A 26736-nucleotide genomic window follows, 5' to 3' on the forward strand; every position below is an offset into this window, starting at 1 on the left:
CATCGCCCTGCTCCCGCTCGCCCCGGCCGCCGAGTACTCGCACCCGCTGGAGGTCGTCGCGTGAACCGCAACGGACGCATCACCCTCGTCGTCGGCCTGGTGGCCGTCGTCCTCATGGCCTTCCGGGTCTCGTGGAACGCGCTGTCCGACGTGGCCCGCGCCATCGGCGCCGACTCCACCGCCGCCCTGCTCTACCCGATCGTCATCGATGGGCTGATGGCCCTCGCGCTGGTCGCCACGCTCGTGCTGACCGGTACCGATAGGAAGTTCGCGCTGCGGGTCCTAGCGACCTACACGATCGCCAGCCTCCTGCTGAATTACGTGCACGGCCTCATTCCGGCCCTGCACACCGAGTCGGTCCAGTGGGGCCGACTGGCCGACTGGGACCCTGCGAACTGGGCCCTTGTGCTGCTGGCGACCTCGCTCCCGGTCGGGTCGATCTACTTCGGGTCGGACCTCGTGGCGAAGGTGCTGCACCACACCCCCGAGTCGGCCGACTCCGCCGAAGTACCCTCTGCCCAGTCGGAGAGTCGGCAAGCTGACGAGCAGGCCGCACGGTCGAGGTCTGACCAGGCCGAATCGGCCCCCGAGCAGCCGACCGAGTCGACCCCCGTGAAGGTCGCCGAGGCGCCCGTGACGAGGCCGACCGAAGCCGACGAGTCGGCCCCCGCCACCCGACCGCCCCGGTCAGCCGCCGTCGTGGAGTCGACCGGAGCCGCCCCGCGTCGGGCGACCGGTCGGGTCCGCACCACTGCCAAGTCGACCGCCGACCGCACCCGCACCGACGCCGCCATCCTCGACGAGGCGCGACTCCTGACCGCCGACTGGAGCGACGACCAGTTGACCGCCGAGCGTCTGCGCAGCGAACTACGGATCGGCCAGAAACGCGCCCGCGCCCTGCGCGACCAGCTGCAGGCCGAGCGCATCAGCCAGGCCGAGTCCACCGCGTACGACGACTTCGAGGCCGAGCCTCTCGACGGACTCGACGAAGCCGCGCCCCGGCTGCAGAGGGACCTCGACACCGCCCCCGTCGGCACCGCCTGACCCCCGCAAACGCACCTTCGCCCCCTTCCGGCTCACCCGTGCCCCGCGCAGACAAGCGCGGGGCACGAGGCCGCGCAAAGCGAAGCCCCCGACACCAGCACCCCATGGAGAACCGTTCCATGCACGATCCGCACCGCGAACTCGCCACTCGTCAGCAGCAGATGACCACCGGCCTGAACGGCGCAGCAAGCAAGGGCGTTGGACCGTCCATCGGCCGGTCCAACGCGGACTCCTCCGCGCCGGGGGTCGCGGAGGATCAGCTCCGGCGCGAGGGCGCGCCGGAGCAGGAGTCGGGGGCGGGCGAAGCCGTCGCTGCCGAGCAGCAGACAGCTGCCGTACGCGCTGCCGACGAAGCCGCGCTCTATCGTGTCCTGCGCCGCCGCGAACGCTGTGACGACGGCCGTCGCGAGGCCCGTGTCGATGCCCGTTACAGCGACGACGAGAAGGCCGCGATCGTGGCCAGGGCCAAGGCGATGGGCATCGCCGGCGCTCACCTGGTCGGCGCGGTCGTCATGGCCTTCGTCAACGGCGAGACGCACCTGCCCGACCAGCGCACCGTCTACGACGACGCCATCGACGAGTTCGCCGCCCTGCGCACCGAGATCACCCGGATCGGCACCAACGCCAACCAGATAGCGCGCCGTCTCAACTCCGGCGGTGATCCACACCCTGTGGACGCCGCCGTCCTGGACCGGGCCGAACGCCTCCTGGCCACCGCCCGCGACGCGGTGAAGGCCGTGGACGAGGCCGCTTCCCGGGCCGCCGGTCAGAAGGCGGGCCGGGCGTGATCGCGAACATCGTCAAACCGGGCAGCAACACCCGCGGCGTACTGAGGTACCTCTTCGGGCGGGGCAAAGCCACCGTGCACAGCGACCAGCACATCGTCGCCTCCTGGGACGGCTTCGTACCCGACCCCGGCCCCGAAGGCAGCCCCGGCCACGAGGAGCGGATGGACCAGCTCGTCAAGGCCCTCGACCTGCGCGTCAAGCAGGCCGGCGACCAGGCCCCGGCGGGGCACGTGTGGCACTGCTCGCTGCGTGCGGCGCCCGAGGACCGCATCCTCACCGACACCGAATGGGAAGACATCGCGCGCCGCATCGTGCACGCGACCGGCATCGCCCCCACCGGCGATCCGGACGGCTGCCGCTGGATCGCGGTGCGCCACGCGGACGACCACATCCACATCGTCGCCACCAAGATGCGCGGGGACCTGCGACCGCCCCGCAACTGGAACGACTACCACCGCGCCATGACCGAACTCACGGCGATCGAGGAAGACTTCGGCCTCACCCGCGTCCCCCGCGGACGCCAGGCCGCCGCCTGCACCCCGGCCGCCAAGCGCCCCACCCGCGCCGAGCAGGAGAAGGCCAAGCGCACCGGCCGCAGCAAGGATGCGCGCGCGGAACTCCGCCACGTCGTCCGCACGGCGCTCGCCCGCGCCGAAGACCTTCAGGAGTTCTTCAACCTGCTCGCCGACGCCGGCCTCCAGGTCGAAACCCGCACTCTGCCCTCCGGCGACCTGCAGGGCTACAAGGTCGCCCTGCCCGGCGACACCAACGACAACGGCGAGCCCGTCTTCTACTCCGGCTCCAGCCTCGCCACCGACCTCTCCCTCCCCCAGATACAGCAGCGCCTCGCCGCCGCCGAAGCTCCCGCCACCGAACCCTCACCGGCCGGGCGCCGACCCAACCCGTGGCACCAGGCCGCCATGGCCACCGAACGCATCCGCCACCACATCGACCACAGCCCCGCCGACGTCGCGCAGGCCCACCTGGTCGCCTTCGGCGAGACCCTCTACGCCCTGCCCCTCTACGCCCCCGCCCATCTGAAGGCCGAACTCCACCGAGCCGCCGTTGCCTTCGAGCACGCCGCCCACACCCGTGCCCGCGTCGACCACCAGCATGCCCGCGCGCTGCGCGGCGCGATCAAGGCGATGCGCCACCACCCCGCCGACGGCAGCGGCCTGGCCATGCTCCTGGACGCGGCCATCCTCGTCGTCACCGCCGTCCAGCGCCACAACGCGCTGCAGCACCACGACCGGCAGGTCGCCGCCGCCCGCCAAGCCCTGCTCCACCTCCGGGCCGCCTACGACCAGACAGCCCCCGAACTCCTGGCCACCGTGGCCGCCCGCAAGCCTCCGGCCAACACCGTCCGCCGGTACGTCCAGCACGTCCGCGACGCGGTTCCGGCCTACGCCGAGCAGATCCTCGCCGAACCCGCCTGGGAGGCCCTGGCCGCCACCCTCGCCGCCGCCGAGGCAGCCGGGCACGACCCGGCCGAACTCCTCCACCACGCAGCAGGGCGGCGCTCGCTGGACGACGCCACATCCCCGGCCAGGACCCTCACCTGGCGCATCCAACGCCTCGGCAACCGGCACGCACCCGGCCACCAAGCACGGGCCGCACAAGCCCGCAGCCCCCACATCCCCCACGTCCCGTCCACAGCACGAGCCACCGCCGCGACACCCCCCACATCCACGCCGCCGTCATCCCGCACCCACCGACCGCGGTGAGCACGAGCACCCACCAAGCAGCGGCCGAGCGCGTCGCACTTCCACCGCCGGCCTCCACCCAACAGCCCTGGCACGAAGCCTTTCCGCCCTCCTCAACCCGCCCCTTCGACCAAGGATGCGCGCCATGCCCCGAGCACCGCCTGCCGACCCGCCCCTCGAATCACTCACCAGCACAAGCCGAACTCGCGACACCACACAAGGAACCGCCCATGCCCTCCTCTGTTCGCCCCAACCTCGTCGTCCTCCTCACCGAAGTGGACAGCACCCGCCCCGATGACCTATCGCTCCTGTATCGCCGCAACGGGACCCTATTCACCACCGCCGAACACGACCTGATCTGCACCGCCACCTCGGCAGAGATAACCGCCGCGAACGCGCAGCGACGGCTTGAGAACGAGTGGGCGCGGGAAACCCACGCGATGCAGAAGGCCCTCGTCGACCTCTTCATGAAGTACGTCGACCAACTCCCCGACGGCTCATGCAGCAACATCTACGCCACCATGACCGACGAGGACTACGCGGAATACGAGCGCCTGATCAAGATCGTCGCCGCACGAACCGGCCTCGAGTACCGCGCCGAGCACGAAGACAACTGACCGGATGCACACCAACGGCGGCCCACCCAGTGGGCCGCCGTTGCGGCAGAACCGAAGCGGCTTGCGGATTCACCCCGTAGACCTGACCACCGTGGCCTTGGCGGCCGCCTTGCGCACGTGGGCATCGACAAGGCCGGGGCTACCGGAGACCACGACGAGCACCGTCCCGGTGCGGACGGCCGTCTGCTTGACGATGCTGCTGCGCCCGCCGGCGGTGAAGGTCAGCAGCTGGCTCCACTGCTCGTCGCCCAGCCGACGGGCGACGAGCACCTTCTGAGTCGTGACCGTGACGGGCGTACTACCGGCGAGGACCTGGTAGGTGGGGCAGGAGGTCATCGCCTCGAAGATCCTTCCCACGCTCCGGGAGATCTTGTCTTCGGTGTCGCTGTACAGCTCCTCGGTCAGCTCGGAGTTGCTGCCGCCGGCGTAGGTGAAGGACGCCTTGGCCTTGCGGGGGAAGGCGAGGCTTGCGCCGTTCACCGCGGCGTCGCCGAGCTTGGCCAGCGCCGGGCAGCCGATCACGGTCACGTCGTCGTGCGCCGCGGTGCGCTGTGGCATGCGGGTGTAGTCCTCGCCGAGGTCGCTCTCGTCCAGGAGCCGTTTGGCCAGTGCGGTCGAGGACAGGGGAGTGGGCGCCGGGGCACTCTGGCCGTCTGGGGGCACCGGGACGGTCGTGGACGACCTCGGGCTGGGGGAGGTGGCGCTGCCATGGGTACAGCCCGCCAGGGCCAGGACGGTGAGGGCGGTGAGGCGGAGGACGGTCGTGGTGTGAACGCGCATAGGAAACCCCTTTGTGGCCTGCGAAACGGACGGTCTGACCAGGCCGGCCCTCCGGGTGCCGGCAGTACGAAGGGGCAGGGGTTTCGGGAGGTCAATGACCGAGGTGGCGCAGGCCCTCTTCGAGAGTGGGGTGGAACCGGTCGACGGGACCGGAGTTGCGGTTGAACCAGGCCGCATCCAGGCCGGGCTCCTTCGTTTCGTGGCCCGCCCGACAACGCAGCCACACCGAGTCGTCGCGCATGCAGAAGACGATCCAGTCCCGGTACACGCCGCACCCGGGGCACGTACGGACCTCGCCGTCGACGAGGAGCGGCTGCAGCCAGCGCATCATCACCCCGGCCACCTCCTGGCGCGACGGCAGCCGCAACTCCGGCGGCAGGCAGTCGGGCACCGCCGCTTCCTCCGCGACAGGGTCCTGTGGGGTCGGCTCGGGGCAGTCGGTCCACGGCTGGGTGGCCTGCAGTCGCAGGAGCAGCTCGTAGCCCGCACGCTGGGCTTCACGGAATGCACGGTCCTCACGAGCCCGTCGAAAGAACAAAGCTCTCTCCTTCTCTGTCATCGGGCGAGTGCGGGGTCGCACCCCGCCTGACCTGCTACTACTCGGGAGATCAGCGACGAGCTGCACCACAGCGGCGCCTCTGGCACGGAGCGTCGTCAGCTGCAGCGGACGACAGTGAGACGCCCCTCCGCGATCTCGGGCACGGTGCGGCGGGGCACCGGGACCGGGGAGGCGAGCGAGGACGCGAACGCGGCCACCAGCTCATGGGGGACGCTGGCGCTGAAGCTGGCACACCACAGATACGGCGCGCCGAGCGCGGGCTCCGCCCACGCCTGCCAACCCACCAAATCCGGCCGCGGGTCGGCGTCCTCGATGAGCGGCGGCAGCATCTCCAGGGAGACGCAGGAGGAGAACCCGGGGTCCGTAGCGGTGGTGCGGGGCCGATCCACGTCACGGATCCAACCCCGGGCACTCAGCGCATCGAGGACCGTCTCGGGCCCCTCGAAGCCGGCATCGCGCGCCTCACGGGCGTCGATCGCCACGAGGAGATCGGCAAGCGCCTCGTAGGAGACGCCCGTGGTGAAGTACGCGTTCCACTCCGACATCGCGGAGGCGGCATGGCCGCGGGCGCTCAGCTGCCCGGCAACGGGCAGACCGCCCAACTCGAACGGATAGGCCGCAAGGACCCACTCGGCCCCACGCAGCCCGTCCGGGCTTACGTAGAGAAGGGTGCGACGGGAGGTAGGCCACATGCGCCAGCCGAGGTCGGACAAGGTGTCGTCGATCCGCTCGGCGAGCACACCGTCGTCACCGGCCAGATGACGCGGGGTGACCCAGTACACCGGGTCCGGCACGTTTGGTCTGGAGTGGTGCGGGAGCAGGGGCGCCTCCATGGGCTCGTGGGGTGGAACACTGGCCGTGCAGGATCACCGGTATCGCCTCGTTGACCAGGTCCTCCGGCAGGTGTTGCAGGTTGACATGGCTACACAGCTGCGCACCAGTCATTCCTGGATCTTTCGTGTCTGCCTGTGGCGAACTGGGAAATGCACGGGCAGGCTTACCCAAAGAAGCGAGCCCGGCTTACGTAGCTCCGGTGTTTGATCGCCGACGGCTTTCGTGGTGCGCCCCGTGGCTCAGACGCGGCCTTGACCAAGGTCTACGAGGACTGTGTCGTTAGGACATCTGATAGCCGGGCTTCCTGGGCGCGGCCGTCACGTCTGGCTGCCTCTGGTTTCCTCGCCGCCGAAGCCTCCGCCAGAACCACCCAGGCGGCCTTGGTTCCCCAGTCCGTGACCTGGAACCCCCACTGTCCCTGGGTCAGCTCGTTCACGATGTGCAGGCCCCGTCCGCGCTCAGTGAGCAGCCCACTCACTGCCTCCGATGCGGTGGCTTCCGGCGAGGCCACGGCAGCCAGGTAGAGGCCCGTAGGAAGCAGAGGTTTCCCGTCGTGGATCTCGCAGATGTATCTCCCGGCAACAGAGCGAAGGTGCACCTCGTAGGGGCCGCACGCGTGCTCGTGCGCGTTTGCCACGAGTTCCGAGACCGCCAGGACTCCGTCACTGATGACGTCGTCGGAGAGGCCCAGATCTTTGAGAACACGTCGCAGGACCGAGCGGGCTTCGCCCGGCGGGTTGATGGTGTGGTCGGTCCAGCGGTACACAAGGGCGGCAGACGGCGCACTGATCATCGGGCGGCGGACCTCCTGTGAGTGACGTCGGTGGCCTCCTCCCAGGGCTCCGGAATGGTCACGGCAGTGGGTACGACACCGAAAGGCGTACGAAGCCTCAGAAAGCAATCGGCATCGAGTGTGTCCGGCCCCTGGGAGAGTCGTGGCTCAAGCACCCGGCAACGAGACCGGTCGCGAGTCACTCGCTTAACGATGGCTGCCGATGCTCCTGATGCTCATGGGCGTTTATGAGCGCAGGGTGCGAGCGGGCTACAAGGCACTCCAGCGAGACCGCCGACCTGCCGTCGGCCTGCGCTTCCGTCCGTCTGGTCACTGGGAGTATGGGCGGGTGAGTGCTGACGTGTTGGGACGCTGGGTGCCGGATAGCCCCGAGGATGTGGCTGCGGTCTTCGCAAAGGCGGACTTCCCGTGGTGGATCGCCGGTGGCTACGCGATCGAACTCGCGGTCGGCCGCGAGCTGCGCGCACACGGCGATCTCGACGTCCTCGTCCTCCGGCGTGACCAGGTCCTCGCACATGAACTGCTGGCCGACTGGGACCTGCACGTGGCGGATCCGCCCGGCCAGGGGAAGTTGCGACCGTGGCGTCCTGGAGAGGTCCTTCGGCCGCCGCTCCACGACATCTGGTGCCGCCGCACTTCCAAGGCGCCCTGGTCGGTGCAGCTCATGCTGGACGAGGCCGAGGGCACCCAGTGGGTCTCACGGCGCACCGCGGAGATCCGGCTCCCGATCGATCAGCTCGGGCGAACAAGCGAGGCCGGCATCCCGTATCTCGCGCCCGAGGTGCAGCTCTTCTACAAGGCCAAGGCGACCCGGGACAAGGACGAGACCGACTTCGAAGCGGTACTGCCGCTGCTCGACGCTCCGGCACGTGCCTGGCTGGCAGACGCGATCAAGGTGATCGCGCCCAACCACCCCTGGCTTCGTCGGCTCCTTCCGGTCAGCCGAACGTGAGCAGCGGAACGTCGTAGAGGTCGGGGTTCCGGGGCCGGGTCATGGTGGGCGACGTAACCTCCACGATCAGCAGCTCGCTGAGGAACTGGACCTTGGCGCTGAGGAGATGGCTCGTCCTGCCGTCGGCCGACTGGGCCTTCAAGCCGGCGGAGACGTGGATGTGCGGAAGTATCCCGCCGGTGTCCGGGTCGTGGGCGAGCGTGCCCGCGCCGAACGCCTCGACGTTGGTGACGTACGTCTTCGCCCAGACTGGTGCGTCCGGGTCGGCGAGCTTCTCGCAGGCGCCCACGATCTCGGCCTCCGCGAAGGCCCCGATGAACGAGGGGATGTAGCCCTGCCGTACGCCGTTGTCCCGGCAGAAGGTGGACAGCGCCTCGAAGAAGTCCTCCCCGTGTTCGAAGGTGACGCCGAAAGTACGGCCGACGGTCAGCTCGTGAGCACGCATGTGCAGGTCTCCTGACGAGGTGGGATCAGCGGGCGGAGGCGGTGGTGAAGGTCTCGCGAACCGTCGTCCCGTCGGCGCCCTGGGCAAGCAGAGCGTGCAGGAGGAGCCGCGCCTGGTACGGGCTGAGGTCTCCGGCGCCGATGAGTCCTCGTCCGAGGAGGTCCTTCTCGGAGCCGGGGAAGCCGTAAGTGTCGGACAGGACGGGGCCGTTCCCGATGCGGGAGGCAAGAACCACGGGGATGCGGGACGCGAGCTTGGTGAGTCCCTCGACGAGGCGCTCCGGGACGTGGCCGACGCCGAAGGCCGCGACCACGAGCCCGTCGCAGTTGCCGTCCCACAGGTCGAGCAGGGCTCCGTCGTCGCCGAGGGTGACGGTGTAGAGCCCGACGCGCGCCTCACGGTCGGGGGCGCCGACCAGCGGTCCACGGGATGGCAGGCCGCCCACCCTCCGCACCCGGTTCTCCACGATCCGCGCGATCGGGCCGCTTGCTGGTGAGGTGAAGGCGGCGGGGCTGGTGGTGTGGGACTTGCGGACGGTCCGTGCCGAGTGGATCTCGTCGCCGAGCACGACGAGGCAGCTGGCGCCCCGCAAGCCGGGGTCGGCGGCGGCCAGGACAGCGGCGTGGATGTTGGCCGGGCCGTCGGGGCCAGGAAGGGTGGGATTGCGCATCGCGCCAGTGACCACGATCGGCTGCTCGTGGCCGTGGTAGAGGTCGAGCAGGAAGGCCGTCTCCTCGATGGTGTCGGTGCCCTGGGTGATGACGACGCCGTCGACGTCACCGGACTCCAGCTCCGCCGTGATCGCGGCCGACAATGCGGTGAGGTCATCGAAGGTCAGGGAGGCGCCGGGCAGACGCCGGAAGTCCCGCACCTTGAGGCCGATGCCGCTCGTGGCCAGAGCGGGTACTGCGGCGAGGAGTTCGTGGGCCGAGAGCGCGGGTACGACACCTCCGGTGGTGGGATCCGTGGTCATGGCGATCGTGCCGCCGAGGGAGAAGACCGCCACGTTCCTGACCGACTCCGTCATATCCCCTGCTCCCCTGTCCAGACGCCGCCGAGCACGGCCTCACGAGTGGTTCACGCAGGCTATCGGGTCGGCGCCGTCCGGGTACGCGGGGTGATCACTAGCTGCTCTGCCACGAACCGGCAGGCAGCCTCCAGCCCTTCGAGGCCGAGCAGCCGACTGCGCGGCCGGGCGAGCCGCTCCGTGCCGACGGCCGACAACTGGGCGCACCGGCGACCGAGCCAGGCGGCGTCGAGGCCGAGGTACTCCGCCGTCGCTGCGAGGCGCTGTCCGGCCTGCTCGGCCGCTGTGGCCGAGTGGTGGCTGACGTGGCCGGTCACATCAGCGAAAGACCGCAGGGCTCCCGGCCGCGCGGTGACCGCGAGGTGGGACGCTCCCTCGGTCCGTACCCAAGAGGCGATGACAGCCCGGCGCCCGGGAGAGAGGGCGAAACCGTCGGTGTGTGCGAAGCCTCCGTCGTCGGTCACCCACGTGCGGATGTCGAAGGACTCCATGAGCGCGATGGCGAGGAACAGCAGAACGCGCTCGTACGCCGGCGAGGAGGCGATCGCCGTCTCGGGGACGCAGAATCCCCGGCCGCTGGTGCCGCCTGGACGTCGGGGGGCCATTCGTTCGAGGTAGCGGTACTTGTGCCGGAAGAACAGCCATGTGGCGGCCTCTTCACCACGCTGTTCCCTGGTCCAGAAGACAGGTGCGTCGCCCAGGTGGTCACGGTTGCCCAGGATGTACCGGGCTGCGGTCTCCGAGCCGATGAGCATCCGGGAGACTTCGGTCAGTCCCTGGTCGGTGGCGATTGGCGCACCTGGGGAAACGGCGAGCGACGCCAGCGAGGTGTGCAGAGGCTCGTCGTCGCCGAGCAGTGCCGCCTCGAACCCCGACACGGCCCACAGGATGCCGTAGGTCAGGTCGTCCAGTTCGTACGCAGCGGGGATGTCGACCGGTTCGGAGGCCGTGGCGCGTACGCCGCTCGGTCGGGCGTCGGTGACGAACTGCCGTACCGCCCCGTCCACCGTGCGGTTCGCGACGACGAGCGCGCGCATCGGCATGGTGCGCCAGGCATCCAGCTCCGGGCGGGAGTCGAGTCTCAAGTTGTCCCCGAGGAAGGAGGCCGCAGGAAGCGTCAGCACGGGAAGCGCTGTCGTCGAGACGGACCGGCCGGCGGGTAAGAGAAGCTGGCCCGGCCCTTCGGGCAGCGCCGCGTATCCACGTGGTCCGGTGTCCGCCGTTGCCGGGCGGCCCGTGGCGTCTGGGGTGTGCGGATCGGCCGTGGGCAGGAGCCCGAGCAGTTCCTCCGGAACTCCCAGCGCATCGGTCCACTGGATGAACTGCCGTCGGTCGCGGATCTGTTTGAGCCCGCGTTCCAGTCTGCTGACCTCGGCCTGGTCGATGCTGACCATCCGCGCCACGCCGGCCTGGGAGAGGCCCGTGTGCTTCCTGAACAGCTTGACAACGGTACCGAGTTCCCATGCGGCCACGGCTCGCCGGACCGTCGGATCACGCCAGAAGGCCGGATCGGCCCGTCGGGCGGCTGGCCCGTCCTGGCACGAGGCGCATCGGGTACCGGCGTTGAAGCGACTGAGAAGGGCACCGCAGCGCGTGCACCGCCGCTGTCCTCTGTCGACCATGGTCGGCATTCTCCCTCGCTCTGCGACCACCGGGACACGTTCTGCTGGCAGGGCTCATAAACGCTCATAGGCGTGGGCCTTCGTGGCGGCCATCGTGGTGGAGCACCACCGACCGGAGCCGCGTGCCGCGACTCCCCGGACGTGAGGATCCGACCTGTGACCTCCTTGACCCTGCCGCCCCGGCCTCCCGATTCGCCGCCGCTGGCCCATGCCTGGCAGACGCTGGCAGACGGGCTGCTGACCCAGCGGCTGCATCTCCATCTCGACGAATGGCGGGCTGCCGTCGCCGAGGAGAAGGCGCTGCCGGACGTGCCGGGCGCCGATGTCTCCGTGCTGGCCCAGTGCCCCTCTCCGCTGCCGGCAGGCGACGAGTCCGCGAGGGCGCTGCTGGAGGACGTCGGCCTCGGCTTCTGGTTGGAGCTGCCCCAGCGGCACGGAGCAGAGTCGCGGAACCAGCGCGGGGCACTTCACCGTGCCGCCGACACCGCTGCGCAGAACATCCTCGTCGAGCAGTCTGGAGCTGCCTGGTCCGACGCCGTGACCGCTGCCAGCGCCGCCGCCGCGTGGTGGGTGGGCTTCTTTGCGGTCATCCGCCACCGCGGGGTGCACCACACCACGCTGGAGCCGCACCCGGGCCCGCTCCATGAGCAGGCCCTGGGCACCGCGGTCAGCGTCGTGGCCCACGGCATGGCCACGCGGGTGCTGGAGGCAGCGCTGCGTAACTCCGACGACGACCCGGCCCTCCGCGCCGCGTACTGCCGGGCCATCGAGGCCGGCGTCTGCGTCGAGCCTGAGCTGCCCCGCCTCGTCGACGAGTTGGCGGAGCTGCGGCTAGTGGACCTGGTGTCCACCACGGCCCGTTGGCGGGGTCGCTTCACCAAGTACGCCGGCGGCACCGGGGCAGGGCAGGTCGAATGAACCACCGCCATCCGTTCATCGTCATCGAGGGGCTCGACGGCACCGGCAAGACAACGCTGCGCAAGGGCCTGTTCCGGCTCTGGGAGGGGCTCTACGGCGTTACCCCGCTGTGCGTACTCACGACCAACTTCCTCGCGGCCGACCAGGCCGCTGCCATCGTCACCGGCAAGTACCAGCCGAACGCCGGGAACCGTGACGCCTACCTGTCCGCGATCGCGGCGGACAAGCGGGCCACGCTGGATCGCCTCGTGCTCCCCCAGCGACCGGCCCGGCCCGTGATCGCGGATCGCTGGCTTCTCAGCGAGCTGGCCTTCTTCGCCGTCAAGCACGGCATGAGGGCGTCGGAGACGTACGAGACGCTGGCCGCGCACCTCACCGTTGCCCCCGATCTCACGCTCGTCTTGGACCTGGAGACCGACGCCTCGATGAGCCGGGCACAGGCCCGCCAAGGTGACGCCGTCCGGGCCGACTGGGACGTGCACGACGTCCAGAGCCGGGTTCGCGAGACCTACGAGGCCGTGGTCACGAAGCCCGACGAGTTCCCGCTCCTCGGCGACGTGGTCCGCCTGGACGCCCGCCGGCCCCGGTCCGAGGTGCTGCTCGCCGCCTGGGACGTACTGCGCGAACGGCAGCTGGTACCGCCCATCGCCGCCCACACGGAAGGAGGAGAGACCCATGGCTGACGGCACGAAGGCGACACGTCTGCGCGAGGCCCTCACCAACAGCGAGCGGAAGCACCCTCTCCTGGCGATCGGTGCGGTGAACGCGCTCGCCGCACACGTCGCGGCGGAAGCGGGCTTCGACGCCCTGTGGGTGAGCGGCTTGGAGGTGTCCGCGGCCTCCGGACTACCGGACGCCAACGTCCTGGGCCCCCGGGACCTGTCCGACGTGGTCACCTCGCTAGGCCGTGTCACCGAACTCCCCATCATCGTGGACATCGACAACGCGGGCGGCTCAGGGCGCACGGCAGAGCGGTTCGCGTACGACCTGATGCGCGCCGGAGCCGCTGCGGTGTGTGTCGAGGACAGCGCGTACCCGAAGTGCAACAGCTTCGCTGCCCACCGGGCGCAGACCCTCGCCGACCGGGACCTTCTGTGCGAGCAGGTGGGGCGCATACGGAAGGTCGCCGGTGACGGCCTCGTGGTCGTGGCGCGCACCGAGGCCCTGATCGCCGGGGAGGACATGGCCACGGCGATCGCCCGCGCCGAGTCATACGCCGAGGCCGGAGCGGATGCGCTACTCATCCACTCCAAGGACACGACCGGTGATCAGGCTCTGACCATCGGACGTGCGTGGAGCCACGACGTGCCGCTGGTCAGCGTGCCCACGGCGTTCCCCGACCTGAGCGCCGCCGAACTCGGCGAGGCCGGCTTCCGCCTCTGCATCTACGCGAACCATCTCAGCCGTGCCGCCCTCGCGGGTATGCGCACCGCCGCTCGTCAGTTCCAGCGCGGAGGGAGCTTCCGCTCCACCGTCGCGGGCTCTCTGGCGGAGGTCGGCGACCTGATGCGCGTCGGCGAACCGGAGGCGCTGTCGTGCCTCTGACGCCCGAGCTGCCTCGGATCAGTGTGTCCGTGAAGGCGGCGATCGTGCGCGACGGCACCGTCCTGCTGCTGTCGTATGACGACGAAGCCGGATTCCACTACAACCTCCCGGGTGGCAAGGCCCAGGTCGGCGAAGACCTGCGTCAGGCCGTGAACCGCAAGGTCGCACAGGAGACCGGCCTCCAGGTCGTGGCTCGGCGTCTGCTGTGCGTCGTCGAGTACGTCCCCGAGTCGTGGCAGGGCGAGTTCGGAGACGTGCAGAAGGTTCAGTTCAACTTCCTCGCCGAGCAGGTGGACGACGCCGAGCCACGCATGCCGGAACCTCCGGACCCGATCCAGGTGGGCTTCGAGTGGGTTCCGCTGGAACGTCTGAGCGACGTGTACCTGCTGCCCCGGATCAACCGCCCGCTATCGGCGGCGTTGAACGGGGAGCTCGCCGACCCCTTCGTGGACAGGTGGTGACCTTCATGGATCCGGCGTTGAAAGATCTGCGGGAGTGGCTGCTACGGGAGCACTCCGGGACGGTCTGTGCCGACCGACTCAGCGTGATCGCCGGCGAGCTCGCCGACCTGAGCGCCCGCGGTCTACCGGGCGCCGTGGTGGAACTCGGCTGCTACAGGGGCGCGATGGCCCTCTGGATGCGTAGCGTGCTCGACTCGCTGGGCGACCGCGACCGCGCGATCCACGTCTTCGACTCCTTCCAGGGCATGCCCGCGCCCGGCGCCGAAGACTCGGACCATCTGGCGGCGGGCGAGCTCCGGTCGTCCCCGGACGACGTGCGCGCCACGCACGCGGCCTGGGGCAGGCCGGCGCCGGTCATCCATCCGGGATGGTTCGACGAGACCCTTCCCAAGGAGCTGCCCGACGAGATCGCGTTCGTCTACCTGGACGGCGACTTCTACGACTCGACCCTCACGGGACTCACGCACTGCGTCACCCGCCTGGTACCGACGGGTGTGTTGCTCGTCGACGACTACGCGGACACTGCGGTCAATCCGCGGGCCTGGGACGGGCTCCCCGGGGTGAAGCGCGCCTGCGACGCGTACTTCGGCGCGCCGTCGCCCGTGACCGTCGTCGTCGTCGGCGAGGGTGATCTCGCCTTCGGCAGGTACGAGAAGCCGGAGTCTCTCGGATGAGCGCAGTCCTCGTGGTGCGCGGTGCGGCGGACTCGGGGGCGATCCGCCGCGCGCTGCCCGGCGTTCTTGTGCACGACTTACTGGACCTGAACTCGCCTCTGCCCGCCGACACGGCCGTGATCGTCCTGCGTTCAGGCGTCCGACTCGGCGAGCGGGAGCTCGACGCGCTCCCTCGTCTGCGGCACGTCGTACGGACCGGCTCCGGCATCGACCACATCGACGTGAGCGCCCTCCGGAAGCGTGGCATCACTCTGCACCGAAACGCCGAGGCCAGCGCGGGCGCCGTGGGCGAGTGGGTCCTCGCCGCTGCCCTCGCACTGGCCCGGCGGATCCCCTTAGGGCAGCACGCGCTGCTGCTCGGCCAGCACGAGAAGCAGGCATGCATGGGCGCGTCACTCGCCACCCTGGCCACAGGGATCTGGGGCGCGGGCCCGGTGGGGCTGGCCGCCGACTGGGCCCTCGCCCCCTACGTGGGCCGCACGGCCTTCGCTGCGTGGCCGTCGAACCCTCCCGGTCTGCGTGAGCTGTCGCAGACAGCGCTCATGGAGCAGTCGCAGGTACACGTGATCGCTCTGCCGCTGCGCTGCACGACCGAAAATCTCATCGGCGAGGACTTCCTCGCACGCGTCGCGCCGCAGCGGCCTCTGCTGATCTGCGCAGGGCGGCTGGAGACCCTCGACATCGCCGCCTGCCTGCGGGCACTGGCGGACGGGAGACTCTCGGGTCTCGCCCTCGACCCGGTCGAGCGGGAGCACCTGCCGCTCCTCACCGGCTCCACGACGCCGCTCAACCTCTTGCTCTCACCCCACATCGGCGCACAGCGCTCCGACGTGCGGGTCGCGCTCGACCGATGGGCCGTCGATCTCCTCAAGGAGATCACTGCCGACGACAAGGTCCTGATCGAAGGAGGGCACCGGTGAACCCATCGGCACGACGACGCCGGGAGATCGCCGACAAAGTCGCCCAGGCGCTGCTCGCATCGGGTGAGGCCCGCGAGGTCTGGCTGGAGGGAGCCCTCGCCTGCGGCTTCGCCCACGCGGCGAGCGACATCGACCTGCGTTGCCTCGTGTACGGCCCCCTTCCGGCGTGGGAGTCACGCATCGTGGACGGCGTCCGTGTCGATCTCCAGGCGACGGCGCCTCAACGAGCCGAGGAACTCCGTCACCTGCTCCGCTCCTTCGACGTCCGCCGCGACGATCTCGGATCGTTCCGCCGGGTACGCGCCTCGATCCACGACCTCATGTGTCTGCGCACCGCTCTCTCGTACGGCTCCGGACGCTGGGATCCGGTGCTCGACCCCGGGGAGCGCCAGGGCTACCAACGCTGGGCAGTCGCCGACCAGGCCGAGGTCGCGGCGAGCCTCGCCGAAGACCTGACCGGCCTCGTCGAGGACGGCCTGGCCGAATCGGCCGGCGTCGTGTGCCGGAAGCTGGAGACCTGTCTCGCCGCGCTCGGCTGCGCGGCGGCCGGCCACCCAGTCCTGGGCGACAAGTGGCTACCGCTGCTTGCCAGCGCTCCGTTCCATCCGCCGATCGCCCCGCCCCGCACGGAAACGTGGGAGTGGTTCCGTCCGGTTCAGCGACGCGTGACCAGAGCGCTCCTGGGCTGCTGGCCCGTCAACGACCCGCTGCGGACGCCCCCCAACCTGGGTGCCCCTGACGCCGGCTGGCTGCCCCAGCGGTATGCCGACGGATGGTTTCTTCGCCGCGGCGACGTCCACATCCCCATCACCGGCGGACAGCTTCTCGGGTGGCTGTCCACGGTCTCCACCGATGGCGCGTAGACCGCGCCTCTGCTCCTCGGGAGGTCTCTGATGCCCGTCACGCGCACCGCCCCCACGGACCTGGAGAGTCTCTACGCCTCAATGTCGAGCACCGGGCCGGACACGGCGGTCTCCGTCATCCTCAAGCTGCGGGGAGAGACCTGCGACATCGACTGCCTGTACTGCTTCGAGAAGCGCAAAGAGTCACCGGGCGGCGCCCGTATCAGCACGGAACAGGTCCACCGCCTCGGTTCGATCTTCTCCGGGCGTCCACTCAGCGTCGAACTCCACGGCGGGGAGCCCCTGACAGCAGGCCGGGAACGGATCGCGGAGATCCTGGACGCGCTCGCTGCACAGCCGAACGTCATCCGCGTGAGCCTCCAGACCAACGGTCTTCAGCTTGACGACGCCTGGCTGGACCTGTTCGAGCGGCACTGTCCGGAGCTGGAGATCGGTATCTCCCTCGACGGGGACGCGCTGGGGAACTCGTGGCGCGTGGGTTACGACGGCCGCCCCACGTACCCGCGAGTGGTCGAAGCCCTGGAGCTCCTCGGCCGTCGGGAACGCCGCGTCGGCGTCATCTGCGCCGTCACCCCGTACGTCCTCGGCCGGGCCTCCGAGGTCATGAAGCACCTCGCATCCTTTCCCGCCGTGACGACGCTCAGCCTTGTGCCGTGCTTCGACGCGGCGGTCACCCGCTCGACCACGGTGGTCGGATCCCGTGCGCCGACCAGTCGGGCCCTCCAGCGACGGGCCATCGGCCCCACCGGCCCGGCCTGGGCCGTCACGCCTCGTCAGTACGCCGACTTCGTGTTGGAGGCCGCCCACCACTGGGTCGCCGACGGAGTGTTCCGCCGCGTCAAGCTGGAGCCCGTCGTCTCTGTCATCCGCCGTCTGAAGGGTCTGGGGACCCGTTCCTGTCACTTCTCCGACTTGAAGTGCGACCACATCCTCACCCTCTATCCCGATGACCGCCTGGGAAGCTGTGACGAGCTGCCCTGGCCGCAGGCCGGCCTCGCCTTCCTCGGCGACGTCCACACCGAGGCGGACGTGGCCGGCGCCCAGGGCGGCTCTCCCTTGCTTCAGCAGGCACGCTCCCTGGTCACGAAGTGCACGGCGTGCGACTACCGCGACACCTGCGGCGCAGGCTGCCCGGCGGTCCGCCTCCGTTTCGCCGCCGCGGGCGACGAAGACGCGTACTGCGACCACCGCATGCGCCTGATCGACGGCGTCGCCGCCCTCCTCGCCCAGCCAGACCTCCCGCCCGGTGCCTCATGTTCCCGGTTGCGCTGGCGTCCCGTCCGCCCCAACAACATGCACCACGTCTCCGCCTTCCTGGCCCGCTGGGACGACCCCACTGTCCCCCGCTCGCCCGCGCGTCTCCAGGTCGGCGCCAACGGGAACATCAACACGGTCGGCCTCCCTGGCGTGCACGAGGCAGACGATCTCGACCCCCACCATCCCCAGTGGCACGAGGGCATCGAACCCGGCATCCGCCCGGTCGTCGACGCGCTCACCTCAGGCTGGAACGCCGTCACCTACGACAGCTGCCAGGGCCACGCCTACGCCGACCTCCCCGGAGCCGAGCCCCGGTTCCTCTCGGTCGGCATCCTGCCGCGCGACCGCGCCGAGTACGCGCGTACAGCGGTGCGCCTGTGCCGTGCCGCCAGCCGAGCCGAGTCCTCCCTGCCGGGCGCGTGTTCGCTGGTCCTCGGTCGCAGCGAACTCGCCTGCCGCACCACCGGCCGGGTGTATCCGACGCTCGACCTCCATCTCGTACCCGCTGCCGGCACCACGGCGGCCGAGTACTTCGAGGACCTCGCCCAAGCGGTGCACGTACTCACGAAGGCCATGACCGAAGCCGTCTCTGCCCCGCCCTCCACCCCCTGCGCATGCGGAGGCGACCAGTGATCCACATAGCCGAGACTCTGTCCACCCGTACCGTGGAGGGCTTCCTCAAGCCGGACGAGATCGAGCGACTCAACCTCGTCATGGACGACACGCTCAGCTCCCTCGGGCGCGACCGGTACGGCACGGCCCGCCGTACCACCATCCATGAGATCCCCGGTCACTCACCCGCCGAGGCGCAGGATGTCTACGAGCCAGCCGGCCGGATCGAGGTCACCGAGATCCCGAACGAGGCGACCACCCTCCTCGACCAGGCCCTGAAGCTCCACATGGCCGCGATCACGCGCACGCTACCGTCGATCACCGGCCACCGGCCGTGGATCTACCTCGAATACGGCCCCGGCCAGTACATCACCCCGCATGCCGATGGCATCGCCCCCGATCCCCTCACCCGCCCCCGCCAGATCGCCGCCGCAACGGTCACGCTCACAGACATCCACGACACCGGCGGCGCGTTCTACGTGGAGACCACAGGCAGCGACGCCCTCTGGACCGCCGACGAGGCGCCGATCGGATCGGGTTACGCCCAGGGAATGCGCTTCGCACACGACGGGACGGACATGTCCTCCCCCTGGTTCCGCACCATGCCCCGCACACGATGGAGCGTCGCACCCGCTCCCGGCACGCTCGTGGTCTTCGGCAGTCAGCTCGTCCACGGCACCGAACCTGTCCGCGCCGGGCGCGTTCGCAAGTTCCTCACGCTCTTCGTCTCCGAGTAGGAGGCTTCCCCGCCATGACCGGCCCCCGCGGCCCGCCCCGCAGCCACTCCCCCCAGCCCATGGCCCCGACCAGAGGAGAGAGCGAGCAGTGGCAGAAGACAAGACGTTCGACGAGTTCCTGGAGGCAGTCGCGTCCCTGCGCGACAGCGACCCCGTGCGCACCACCGCGCACACCTCCAACGCGGCCACCGAGACCTGGCTGGCCACCACGGTGCAGCGCGACGCCGCTGAGCCCACCACCGAGTCCTGACCCGCCACGGGGCCGGGCCCGTCCCCGGTCCGGCCCCGTACCACCACCGGAGCCCCAGATGAGCGCGCTCTCCCCGGAATCCCTGGTCGCCCTCGGCGGCATCGCTGACCATCAGCGCCTACGGACCAGCCGTATCACCTCCGTACTCGCCAACCGCCTCGGCTCGTCCGCCCTCGACTACGCCGTGGCCCACCACCTGCTCGAAGGCGCCGAACACGCGGCGCGCGCCCGGGACGCGGACCGGCTCTCCTGGTACCGCCGTACGACGGTGCGAGACCTGACCCACCTGTCGGCCGGCCCACACATCGTGCTCAACCCGCGTCCCGCGGACCTGCTCCGCTCGGAGATCTCCGAAACCGCGTACTACCTCGTCGGCCCAGACACCAGCCCCGCCCCACCCGAGGCCCTTGACCTCGTTCGTGCCGCCACCGCCTCCGCGACCGAGCACGGCTTCGGGACCCTGCTAACCCACCACGCCCCCGTCATCTGCCTGCTCAACCGTCGCCGACTCGACGAGACCCTCCACAGCTGGGCCCTCACCCGCCTCCCGGGCACGGTCTTCACCGACTACACCGCCCATCCCGAGGTCCTGGCCCGCGACCTGATCCACGAGGCAGCCCACAACTGGCTCAACGACGCCCTCGCAGCACACGACGTGCGCCTCCCCACGGACGTCACCTTCTTCTCGCCCTGGCGAGGCACTGACCGTCCAGTCTTCGGATTCCTCCATGCGTGCTGGGCGTTCGCCCTCACCGTGCTCTACACACGAGAGGCTCGGCACAGCGCCACGGACGCCGTCGCCCCCTTCCTCGACACCCACCTGCGCCACCAAGCGGTTCAGTTCGCTGCCGCCACCGAGCAGGTGGAACAGGCCCTCTCATACGTGACCGCACAAGACATTCGTGAACGGATCGGTCGCGCGGTCGGCAGGGTCGTGGATCCGGCGGGATCAGAAGAACTTCCTGCGGCACCCTGACGCCATGCTGTTCAAGCTCACTGGGTCAAGCTGCTCGGGCAAGACGACCCTCGCCTTCGCGGTGGCCGGTCGGCTCGGGAAGGTGGCCGTGCACGACACCGATGAGCTCGGTGTGCCGGAGGACGCCGACCTGCGCTGGCGCCATCGCATGACTGAGATGTGGGTGCGACGCGCGTTGGACTATCAGGACTGCGGCATCGACCTTCTGCTCAGCGGGCAGTCCCCCTTGGGCGAATTGCTGGCTGCGCCCTCCGCCCCGCTTCTGGATGGCATCGCCGTATGCCTGGTCGATGTCGCTGACCCTGTCCGACGTGCTCGCCTTGCCGAGCGTGACCCGGGACGATGGGACGCTAAGGCGATCGACGCCTACATCGGCTGGGCCGCATGGCACCGCAAGCACGCCCTGGACCCGTCTCACCGGCCCGACGTCATCATCGACGACAGCTGGCCCGAGATGGTCTGGCACCGCTGGGCCGGCTGGAACACCGGTGATCCCCGATGGCACACACAGGTGCTCGACACCACGGACCGGCCAGTCACCGAATCTGTGGACCAGGTCGAGCAGTGGATCACCGAGCAACGCCACGCACTCCATGCTGGTCAGCTCCCCCTGAGCCACGGTTGGGCTTCGTGATCCGCCCGAACGGTTCGGTCAGGTGATTCTGCACGCCCCGGAGGCCGGCGTTCCCGCCCCCAACGTTGACGAGGCGTCACCTTCAACAGCATTAGTCGCACAGTCGAATGGGATTCCCTCTACGTTCGCACCTCTCCTGCCCGGGCGCAGTTACCTCGCGTGAGATAGCCCTTGATCGAAAGGCAGAGGTACGCAGTGAAGTTCCAGTCCAAGCTGTCACCGGAGAAGCGCGCGGAACTGGCGGATCTCGTTATCGCCGGGACCAAGACCGTGCTGGAGCTGAGCATCGAATACGAGGTCCCGCGCAGGACCGTGAACGGTTGGGTGCACAAGCGTAAGCAACAGCTCGGTATCCCCGGATCCACCCATGGGGGAGACCGCACCCTCCCGCCTGCAGCCCTACGCCGCGTCGCAAAGGAGAAGGAGGGGCGGGTCGCGGCGGAAAGGCGCGCGGAGTCCTATCGAAGCGAGCTGGAGGACACCAAGACACAACTCGAGCGGCTGGTGGAGACACTCAACGGGATGCAGATCACCTTGGAGTACTACATGGGACAGAGGCCGCTCGCCGGAGCCGCCGCTCAGTGAGTCCTGGCAAGTCTTCCCCTCATGGGCACCCACCGTCACGACGGCAACCACATCGCGACCGAACTGGAGACCCTCTGCAAAGGCATGGGGCTCCCCGTCGCAGAAACAGACGACCGCACTCAAGCCGTCGGCGTGCTGATCTCGTCAGCCGGCACGAGGGCCGCATCACTGGAGTGGTTCGTCTCCACTACCGCACGCTCAGCCGCGGCACGCGAACAGACCGAAGGACTGGCCGACGGACGCGCCGGCCTCCTGCACCGCAGCACACGTGCCTACGTGCACCACGCACTCACCGGCATCCTCCAGGAACTGGGCTACTCCGTCGCCCACACGACCTCCGGCCTGCGTATCGAGGGCCTACCCGGTGCCTCAGCCGGTGCGGAGACCGCCAGCACCCTCGCGGACTTCCTACGCGGCAGCCTCGACGGCCTGGCCGGCGTACCCGCCCGCGTGTAACCGCGCCGCCGTCGACAAGCGATGTCGACGCAACCTGCGGCCACACTGCAAAACGTCCTGCAAGACCGGCCTCGCACACCCGCGAGGCCGGTCATCTCCCGTACGCCCGCTTCCAGCGCGCCCGGTGTCGAGCGTCTCCCTGGCCGCGGCCGTTCACCTCGCTCAGGGACAGTAGAGAGGCCCCGTTGTTCCACAAGCCGAGGTGATCGCGGTGCACGGCGAGGATGCCGTGCTGCACCGCGAACCTCTCGGAGGGCTGGCTGAAGCGCGTGGTCGTCACGAACACCGCCAGGTCGGCCCCGAAGTACACCTTGGCACCCAGCAGATCGCGCAATTCGCGACTCGCGATCGTGCTGCTCGGCGCATAGCGCTTGCACTGGATCACTATGGTCCGCCCGTCCGGGAGACGGCCGACGACGTCGGCGCCGTTGTCGTTGGCACCGCCCACCCGCCGCACTTGCGTACACCCGTCCCGTCGGCAGAGGCTTGCGACCAGGTCCTCGAACTCGGTGCCGGTCATCGCGTCCACCTCGGCGAGAGTCCGGTGACCGGCCTTCACCGCCTCCTTCTGCCGCCACAGACGGTCCCGCCCACGCACGAGCCGATCCGTACGCCACAGCCACCAGCCCGCCGCGCCGACGCCGCCGAGGACCAGCGCGCCCGCGACGTACGGCCACACGGCCGACCAGAACACCACCAGCAGGACCAACACCAGACCACCGCCGACCGTCAGCGTCTTCAGTCGCGCCGCCCGCCTCCTGCGGGCAGCCGCACCCCCACGTCTACGCCCAGCCACGATCGAAGCCCCTCCCCCACAGGTCTGTGTAGGGCAGTCTGAGCAGCCCGACACCGTGGCAGAAGGGCGCGAGTCGGCCATGGCCGGATTGGACTGCCAGGCGAGGCGGTGTAGGCCCGGTAACGGTGAACGACGCGACCGCCTCGACGTCAACGGCAGCGACCCCTGTCGCTCTTTCCGGTTGTTCCCGAGTTGATCGACTCCGGCGATCCGACTGTGCCGCAACACTCGCGGCGTGGCCGACACAACATCGCACGCACCGGACGGCGCCAGCCCGTCCCCGGAGAATGAGCCCGGGTCAGCGGGAAAGGTGGCTGGCACCGGCCGGGTGCAGTTCTCCCGTGCGCTGGGTGCTCGCGCCTCGAACGACATTGCGGGCCCGCCGCCTAGTGGCCGAGTTCGGGCCGGGGATGGACGCCCAGACCGCCTGGATGATGGCGCGGCTGGCTCAGCACCCGGACGAGCTCCCGTACGCCATGTGGCACTGAACAGTGAGGAGAGGAGCGGCTGATTGCTCAGGCAACCGAGCAGGGTGGAGCACCCCATAACCGCTCGCTTCGCCTCTGAAGTAAAGGCTTCTCGGCTATCGGCCGTTGAGTTCGGCGCGGCACACCGTGCAGTACATGGCCGCATAACGTCCGTGCCGACGCATCAACTGACCGCATCCTGCGCACAGCCCCAACTCCCACGGAGGGCATCCCAGCGCGGCCGAGGCGGCAGCCCGCTCGACGGACGTGATCAGCGTTGGCTTCACAGACCGCTGCAGCGGCATCCGCGGCAGGGTGACACCACCGGTGGGTTGCCCGAAATCGCGGATGGGCCGCGCATCGCTGACGAACCAGCCCTCTTCCCCAGCGCGGCACGTTCGGTCGATCTCCTGGTCGGCGAAGGTGATCTGGTCGTCCTCCTCCAGTTCCGGCGCGACAGGGAGCGGCGCCTTCTCGCCGACCAACTCCCGCCACAGCTCGCAGTCGCCCGCCGGTACCCACATGTGTCGGCCGGCCCGGCCGCTGCCGCGATTGGGCACGTAGACGGGGACGCTCTCGCCTGTCGCGCTGGAGAGAACGAGATCCTCGATATGGACTGGCTTCTTCTCCGGCTGACACAGTGCGGGTAGGAACCACTCGGCATGAATGCCGTCGCAGTGGCCTGCTCCGTCGGACAGAGGGCAGTGGCGATCGCTGCTGGGCACGCACTTCCAAACCTGGAGGTAGCGATAGCCACCGCGGATCACCATCTCCTTGCCGTCGGTTATGTCCTTCCACGGCATGTCGTCCACACGGGCCCACGGCGCCCGGTCGATCAACGAAGCGGTACGGTCCTTCGCCACCCACAGGGGTGTGATGTCGTGCTGTACGGCGTTGTGAGACCTGCGGTGGACGCTGCTGGGACTGATGTGGTGGTACTGGATCTCCCAACCGATACGGATGCCGTCGGGGCCAGTGACGAGGGCATCGGAGACGGTCCGCCTGTTCCCTGCGGGGACTTCGGCTTTGGCCTTCAGACCGCATCGCCAAGCAGTCTCGACGATCCGCTCCTTCGTTGCCTTGTGCTGAGCGCTCTCCGCCGGCGTCGCCTTGTGGGTGATCGGCAGGTGCGCGGCGACCAGAGGGAAGCGCCCGCCGACGCGAGCACGCCGGATGAACATCCACGGCGACTTTCCGCCTGCTTCTGACGCGCATTCCTTTCCCTGGTGGTGTGCAAGGCACTCCAATAGTTGGGGATTTCGATCAGAGACGCTAGTCATGATCTCTTGGAGCAGACCGGGGTAGCCGTCGACTCCGAGATCGGGTTTCGTCAGGTTGATCTCAATGCCGTACTCGGTGTGCCACACGCCATTGGCCATCCGTCCAGCATAGAAACGCCCACTGACACTCCGACAGACCGCAACGTGGCCCGGTGAGTCCATGATCGACGGCGAACACGGGCCACCAGCGGCAGGCAGGATCGGACCGGTCGGTCACCGAAGTGACGTCGAAGACAGTTTTGACTGCTCCATCGCTGTCACCAGCATCTCGCTTTATACAGCACCACTCGAACGAGAGTTCCCGCCTAGGGTCCTCTTCCGCGTCCATCACGATCGGCGAAAACCCGCCCATGCGCAGCGCAAGTACGTCACCATCCCGACATGAACTGGGGAGGAACGTGTGGGTAAGCGCGAGCGCCGCCGCAAGCGGGAACGAGCCAAGAAGCACCAACCGCAACAGCAGCCAGCTGCTCCACAGCCAATCATTCTGGAATACCCGGAGGATGCCCCCCGCATCCGCGTCGTGATCAGCCATGATGCTCCCGAAGATGCCCAGCGGATCAGTGCCCTCTACTGGGAGATCAAGGACGACGGCACATGGGCCCGAACCGTCAGCAGCATTGGAGTAGCCAGCAACATCGGAGCAGTGGCAGCGGCGCACTCCCACGCCATCCTGCTGAGCTCCCTGTGCGCGAACTGCTCCGAACCGATCAACGTCGCCAACCGGTCCTGGGCCAACAAGGTTGGCGGCAAGTACCTCGACGTCGAAGCCCCGACCTACCTCTGCGGTGACTGCTCGGCGATCCAGAAGCGTGAGAAGGCCGAACGGCAGCAGCTGGCCGCTGAGAAGAAGCGTGCCGAGCAGGCGCGCGAGAAGCAGAAGGCCGAAGAGTTCGAACACCTGGTTGGCGAGGCGATCGAGGACGAGGAGGCGAAGATCGAAGCCATCAGCCGCCTCCCAGATGACAACCCTCGAGCCATGGCCCTCTACGTGGCGTTGGTCAGCTACGCCACCCGAAACCCCGGCAAGCAGCTCCCGAGCATCACGGGTATCGGCCCGATGGGTTGGACCGGCGACACCGCACAGGACAGGGAACTCCTACTGGCGCTCTACTACTCGAACCTGCTCGCCATCTCCCGGGAAACCCCGTTCCGAGCATTCGGCCTCTCCAAGGACGGTGGCGACATCACGTTCGGCGCCAATGACGTCGTGTGGAGGCTCATCGGCGACCGATCCGCCGCTCAGGAGCGCGTCAAGGAGATCACGAACAGGTTCAAGACTCAGCCTGGCCCACAGGGAGCCGCAGCGCGCGAAGCCTTCACCTCGTTGACGGACGAGATGGAAATCGCCAACGTCGCCTCGTATCTCAACGGCCTACTCACCAAGAAGTACGACTACCCAGAAGTCCCGGAGGCACGGCGGGAAGAACTCACGGACGTCATCGGCAAGGGTTTCGGGCATGGATTTACCTCTGGGCAGATGATCTGTTTCGCGTGGCGGGCCGCCGACTCCGCCGCGGCCTGGAAGGAGCGCAACCAGCGGATGGGACCGCCGGAAGCCGCTTCTGCCTCGGTGACTTCCCTGAACGGGAAGATCGACAAGGCTATCGAACTCCACCACGCCATCCCTGAGTACGAGGTCCCCCGCTGGCACGAGGCGCCCCTCGCACTCAGCAGCTTCCGGCGGCTGTCCGCAGACATTCGTTGGGTGTACAACCGCGAAGTCATCGAGGCGTGTCCCCACTGCGACCACCATGGTCTGCAGGAAACCGTTCACCCCGAGACCGGGGCAACGGCCATGCGTCGCTGCGTCCATCCCGTTGAGATCCCGGACCAACTTCAGGACGAAGAGCCAAACTGGTGGGACGACGCGCCCGATCCGGCGGACGTCTGAGCCGGAAACCCGCCGGCCGGCCCCCAGTTCAAATAGGGTCGGCCGGGCCAGCTCCACGGCGGTCGTCGTGCGCAACGGACGGGCACCCTGCGGCGGTCGGGCAACACCGGTCACACAGACGGAGTGCCCTGCCAGATACGTTGCCGTACCAGCGACGATCGCACAGCCCTCAGCTCGACCACGCCCGGGCAGGACCTCCAAGAGAGCCTCGTCTAGACCCTCCGGCTGAGAACCTTTCGTTGCCCTT

At 69.1% G+C, this 26736-nt stretch carries 30 protein-coding genes; 21 read left to right on the top strand and 9 right to left on the bottom strand.

Going from position 1 to position 26736, the window contains the following annotated elements; all coding sequences use genetic code 11:
• The first annotated feature begins 60 nt into the window (after positions 1-60).
• The 4 genes from AB0937_RS31035 (at position 61) to AB0937_RS31050 (ending at position 4152) form a co-directional block, all read left to right on the top strand.
• Complete coding sequence (locus tag AB0937_RS31035; RefSeq protein ID WP_366716307.1) at positions 61-1044, top strand: DUF2637 domain-containing protein; 984 nt, start codon at positions 61-63, stop codon at positions 1042-1044.
• Between the two features lie 119 nt (positions 1045-1163).
• Positions 1164-1832 (top strand): plasmid mobilization relaxosome protein MobC, encoded by a 669-nt coding sequence (gene mobC, locus AB0937_RS31040; protein WP_366716398.1) that lies wholly within the window; start codon positions 1164-1166, stop codon positions 1830-1832.
• On the top strand, positions 1829-3556 hold the full coding sequence (locus tag AB0937_RS31045) for a mobilization protein (RefSeq protein ID WP_366716309.1): 1728 nt from the start codon (positions 1829-1831) through the stop codon (positions 3554-3556). Before mobC ends, AB0937_RS31045 begins: the two co-directional genes overlap by 4 nt.
• 209 nt (positions 3557-3765) lie before the next feature.
• Positions 3766-4152, top strand: coding sequence for a hypothetical protein (locus AB0937_RS31050; RefSeq protein WP_366716311.1), 387 nt, complete (start codon positions 3766-3768; stop codon positions 4150-4152).
• Between the two features lie 69 nt (positions 4153-4221).
• Here the strand turns inward: AB0937_RS31050 and AB0937_RS31055 are convergent, their stop codons facing one another.
• The 4 genes from AB0937_RS31055 to AB0937_RS31070 all read right to left on the bottom strand — a co-directional run bounded on the left by AB0937_RS31055 (position 4222) and on the right by AB0937_RS31070 (position 7118).
• Positions 4222-4932, bottom strand: a complete 711-nt coding sequence (locus AB0937_RS31055) for a hypothetical protein (protein ID WP_366716313.1) — start codon at positions 4930-4932, stop codon at positions 4222-4224.
• A 91-nt stretch (positions 4933-5023) separates the two neighbouring features.
• Positions 5024-5470: a hypothetical protein gene (locus AB0937_RS31060; RefSeq protein WP_366716315.1), complete on the bottom strand. Its 447-nt coding sequence runs from the start codon at positions 5468-5470 to the stop codon at positions 5024-5026.
• A gap of 116 nt (positions 5471-5586) precedes the next feature.
• Positions 5587-6324: a DUF317 domain-containing protein gene (locus tag AB0937_RS31065; protein WP_366716317.1), complete on the bottom strand. Its 738-nt coding sequence runs from the start codon at positions 6322-6324 to the stop codon at positions 5587-5589.
• A 263-nt stretch (positions 6325-6587) separates the two neighbouring features.
• On the bottom strand, positions 6588-7118 hold the full coding sequence (locus tag AB0937_RS31070; protein WP_366716319.1) for an ATP-binding protein: 531 nt from the start codon (positions 7116-7118) through the stop codon (positions 6588-6590).
• 376 nt (positions 7119-7494) lie between these two features.
• Here AB0937_RS31070 and AB0937_RS31075 point away from each other — a divergent pair, with 376 nt between their 5' ends.
• Positions 7495-8070, top strand: coding sequence for an amino acid transporter (locus AB0937_RS31075; RefSeq protein WP_366716320.1), 576 nt, complete (start codon positions 7495-7497; stop codon positions 8068-8070).
• Here the strand turns inward: AB0937_RS31075 and AB0937_RS31080 are convergent.
• The 3 genes from AB0937_RS31080 to AB0937_RS31090 are packed head-to-tail and all read right to left on the bottom strand — an operon-like array spanning position 8057 to position 11014.
• A complete protein-coding gene (locus AB0937_RS31080) occupies positions 8057-8515 on the bottom strand; it encodes a PPC domain-containing DNA-binding protein (protein WP_366716322.1) in 459 nt (152 codons plus the stop codon). The two genes, AB0937_RS31075 and AB0937_RS31080, sit on opposite strands and share 14 nt — an antisense overlap.
• Before the next feature lie 25 nt (positions 8516-8540).
• The gene (locus AB0937_RS31085; protein ID WP_366716324.1) at positions 8541-9542 is read right to left on the bottom strand and encodes an asparaginase; all 1002 of its coding nucleotides are present in this window, start codon (positions 9540-9542) and stop codon (positions 8541-8543) included.
• 59 nt (positions 9543-9601) lie between these two features.
• Positions 9602-11014, bottom strand: coding sequence for a helix-turn-helix transcriptional regulator (locus AB0937_RS31090; RefSeq protein ID WP_366716326.1), 1413 nt, complete (start codon positions 11012-11014; stop codon positions 9602-9604).
• 306 nt (positions 11015-11320) lie between these two features.
• Here AB0937_RS31090 and AB0937_RS31095 point away from each other — a divergent pair, with 306 nt between their 5' ends.
• The 14 genes from AB0937_RS31095 to AB0937_RS31160 all read left to right on the top strand — a co-directional run bounded on the left by AB0937_RS31095 (position 11321) and on the right by AB0937_RS31160 (position 22052).
• Positions 11321-12082, top strand: coding sequence for a hypothetical protein (locus AB0937_RS31095; RefSeq protein ID WP_366716328.1), 762 nt, complete (start codon positions 11321-11323; stop codon positions 12080-12082).
• Positions 12079-12765, top strand: coding sequence for a dTMP kinase (locus tag AB0937_RS31100; protein ID WP_366716330.1), 687 nt, complete (start codon positions 12079-12081; stop codon positions 12763-12765). Before AB0937_RS31095 ends, AB0937_RS31100 begins: the two co-directional genes overlap by 4 nt.
• Positions 12758-13627 carry an isocitrate lyase/phosphoenolpyruvate mutase family protein gene (locus tag AB0937_RS31105; RefSeq protein ID WP_366716332.1) on the top strand — a complete coding sequence of 290 codons (870 nt, stop codon included), beginning with the start codon at positions 12758-12760 and terminating at the stop codon, positions 13625-13627. The genes AB0937_RS31100 and AB0937_RS31105 overlap by 8 nt, the downstream gene beginning before the upstream one ends.
• Positions 13618-14088 carry an NUDIX domain-containing protein gene (locus tag AB0937_RS31110; RefSeq protein ID WP_240103670.1) on the top strand — a complete coding sequence of 157 codons (471 nt, stop codon included), beginning with the start codon at positions 13618-13620 and terminating at the stop codon, positions 14086-14088. Before AB0937_RS31105 ends, AB0937_RS31110 begins: the two co-directional genes overlap by 10 nt.
• A gap of 5 nt (positions 14089-14093) precedes the next feature.
• The gene (locus AB0937_RS31115) at positions 14094-14762 is read left to right on the top strand and encodes a TylF/MycF/NovP-related O-methyltransferase (protein WP_366716334.1); all 669 of its coding nucleotides are present in this window, start codon (positions 14094-14096) and stop codon (positions 14760-14762) included.
• Positions 14759-15682: an NAD(P)-dependent oxidoreductase gene (locus AB0937_RS31120; protein ID WP_366716336.1), complete on the top strand. Its 924-nt coding sequence runs from the start codon at positions 14759-14761 to the stop codon at positions 15680-15682. Before AB0937_RS31115 ends, AB0937_RS31120 begins: the two co-directional genes overlap by 4 nt.
• A complete protein-coding gene (locus AB0937_RS31125; protein ID WP_366716338.1) occupies positions 15679-16545 on the top strand; it encodes a hypothetical protein in 867 nt (288 codons plus the stop codon). Before AB0937_RS31120 ends, AB0937_RS31125 begins: the two co-directional genes overlap by 4 nt.
• Positions 16546-16575: 30 nt before the next feature.
• Positions 16576-18435, top strand: coding sequence for a radical SAM protein (locus tag AB0937_RS31130; RefSeq protein WP_366716340.1), 1860 nt, complete (start codon positions 16576-16578; stop codon positions 18433-18435).
• Positions 18432-19151, top strand: a complete 720-nt coding sequence (locus tag AB0937_RS31135) for a 2OG-Fe(II) oxygenase (RefSeq protein ID WP_366716342.1) — start codon at positions 18432-18434, stop codon at positions 19149-19151. The genes AB0937_RS31130 and AB0937_RS31135 overlap by 4 nt, the downstream gene beginning before the upstream one ends.
• 88 nt (positions 19152-19239) lie before the next feature.
• Positions 19240-19401 carry a hypothetical protein gene (locus AB0937_RS31140; RefSeq protein ID WP_240103664.1) on the top strand — a complete coding sequence of 54 codons (162 nt, stop codon included), beginning with the start codon at positions 19240-19242 and terminating at the stop codon, positions 19399-19401.
• Positions 19402-19459: 58 nt separating this feature from the next.
• Positions 19460-20377 (top strand): HEXXH motif-containing putative peptide modification protein, encoded by a 918-nt coding sequence (locus AB0937_RS31145; protein ID WP_366716344.1) that lies wholly within the window; start codon positions 19460-19462, stop codon positions 20375-20377.
• A 4-nt stretch (positions 20378-20381) separates the two neighbouring features.
• Complete coding sequence (locus AB0937_RS31150) at positions 20382-21011, top strand: hypothetical protein (protein ID WP_366716346.1); 630 nt, start codon at positions 20382-20384, stop codon at positions 21009-21011.
• Positions 21012-21182: 171 nt separating this feature from the next.
• The gene (locus AB0937_RS31155) at positions 21183-21596 is read left to right on the top strand and encodes a hypothetical protein (protein ID WP_366716348.1); all 414 of its coding nucleotides are present in this window, start codon (positions 21183-21185) and stop codon (positions 21594-21596) included.
• Positions 21597-21617: 21 nt separating this feature from the next.
• Entirely contained in the window at positions 21618-22052 is a 435-nt protein-coding gene (locus AB0937_RS31160) for a hypothetical protein (protein ID WP_366716350.1), read from the top strand.
• 91 nt (positions 22053-22143) lie between these two features.
• Here AB0937_RS31160 and AB0937_RS31165 read toward each other — a convergent pair whose 3' ends face one another.
• On the bottom strand, positions 22144-22848 hold the full coding sequence (locus AB0937_RS31165; protein WP_366716352.1) for a restriction endonuclease: 705 nt from the start codon (positions 22846-22848) through the stop codon (positions 22144-22146).
• 350 nt (positions 22849-23198) lie between these two features.
• Between AB0937_RS31165 and AB0937_RS31170 the strand changes: the two genes are divergently transcribed.
• Positions 23199-23336, top strand: a complete 138-nt coding sequence (locus AB0937_RS31170) for a hypothetical protein (RefSeq protein ID WP_366716354.1) — start codon at positions 23199-23201, stop codon at positions 23334-23336.
• Positions 23337-23431: 95 nt separating this feature from the next.
• On the opposite strand, the gene AB0937_RS31175 is transcribed toward AB0937_RS31170, so the two are convergent.
• Positions 23432-24694: a hypothetical protein gene (locus AB0937_RS31175; RefSeq protein WP_366716356.1), complete on the bottom strand. Its 1263-nt coding sequence runs from the start codon at positions 24692-24694 to the stop codon at positions 23432-23434.
• Between the two features lie 301 nt (positions 24695-24995).
• Between AB0937_RS31175 and AB0937_RS31180 the strand changes: the two genes are divergently transcribed.
• Positions 24996-26489 carry a hypothetical protein gene (locus tag AB0937_RS31180; RefSeq protein ID WP_366716358.1) on the top strand — a complete coding sequence of 498 codons (1494 nt, stop codon included), beginning with the start codon at positions 24996-24998 and terminating at the stop codon, positions 26487-26489.
• Positions 26490-26736: the final 247 nt, after the last annotated feature.

Origin of the sequence: Streptomyces sp. NPDC047880 (assembly GCF_040706515.1) — a bacterium.
Taxonomy (GTDB): Bacteria; Actinomycetota; Actinomycetes; order Streptomycetales; family Streptomycetaceae; genus Streptomyces.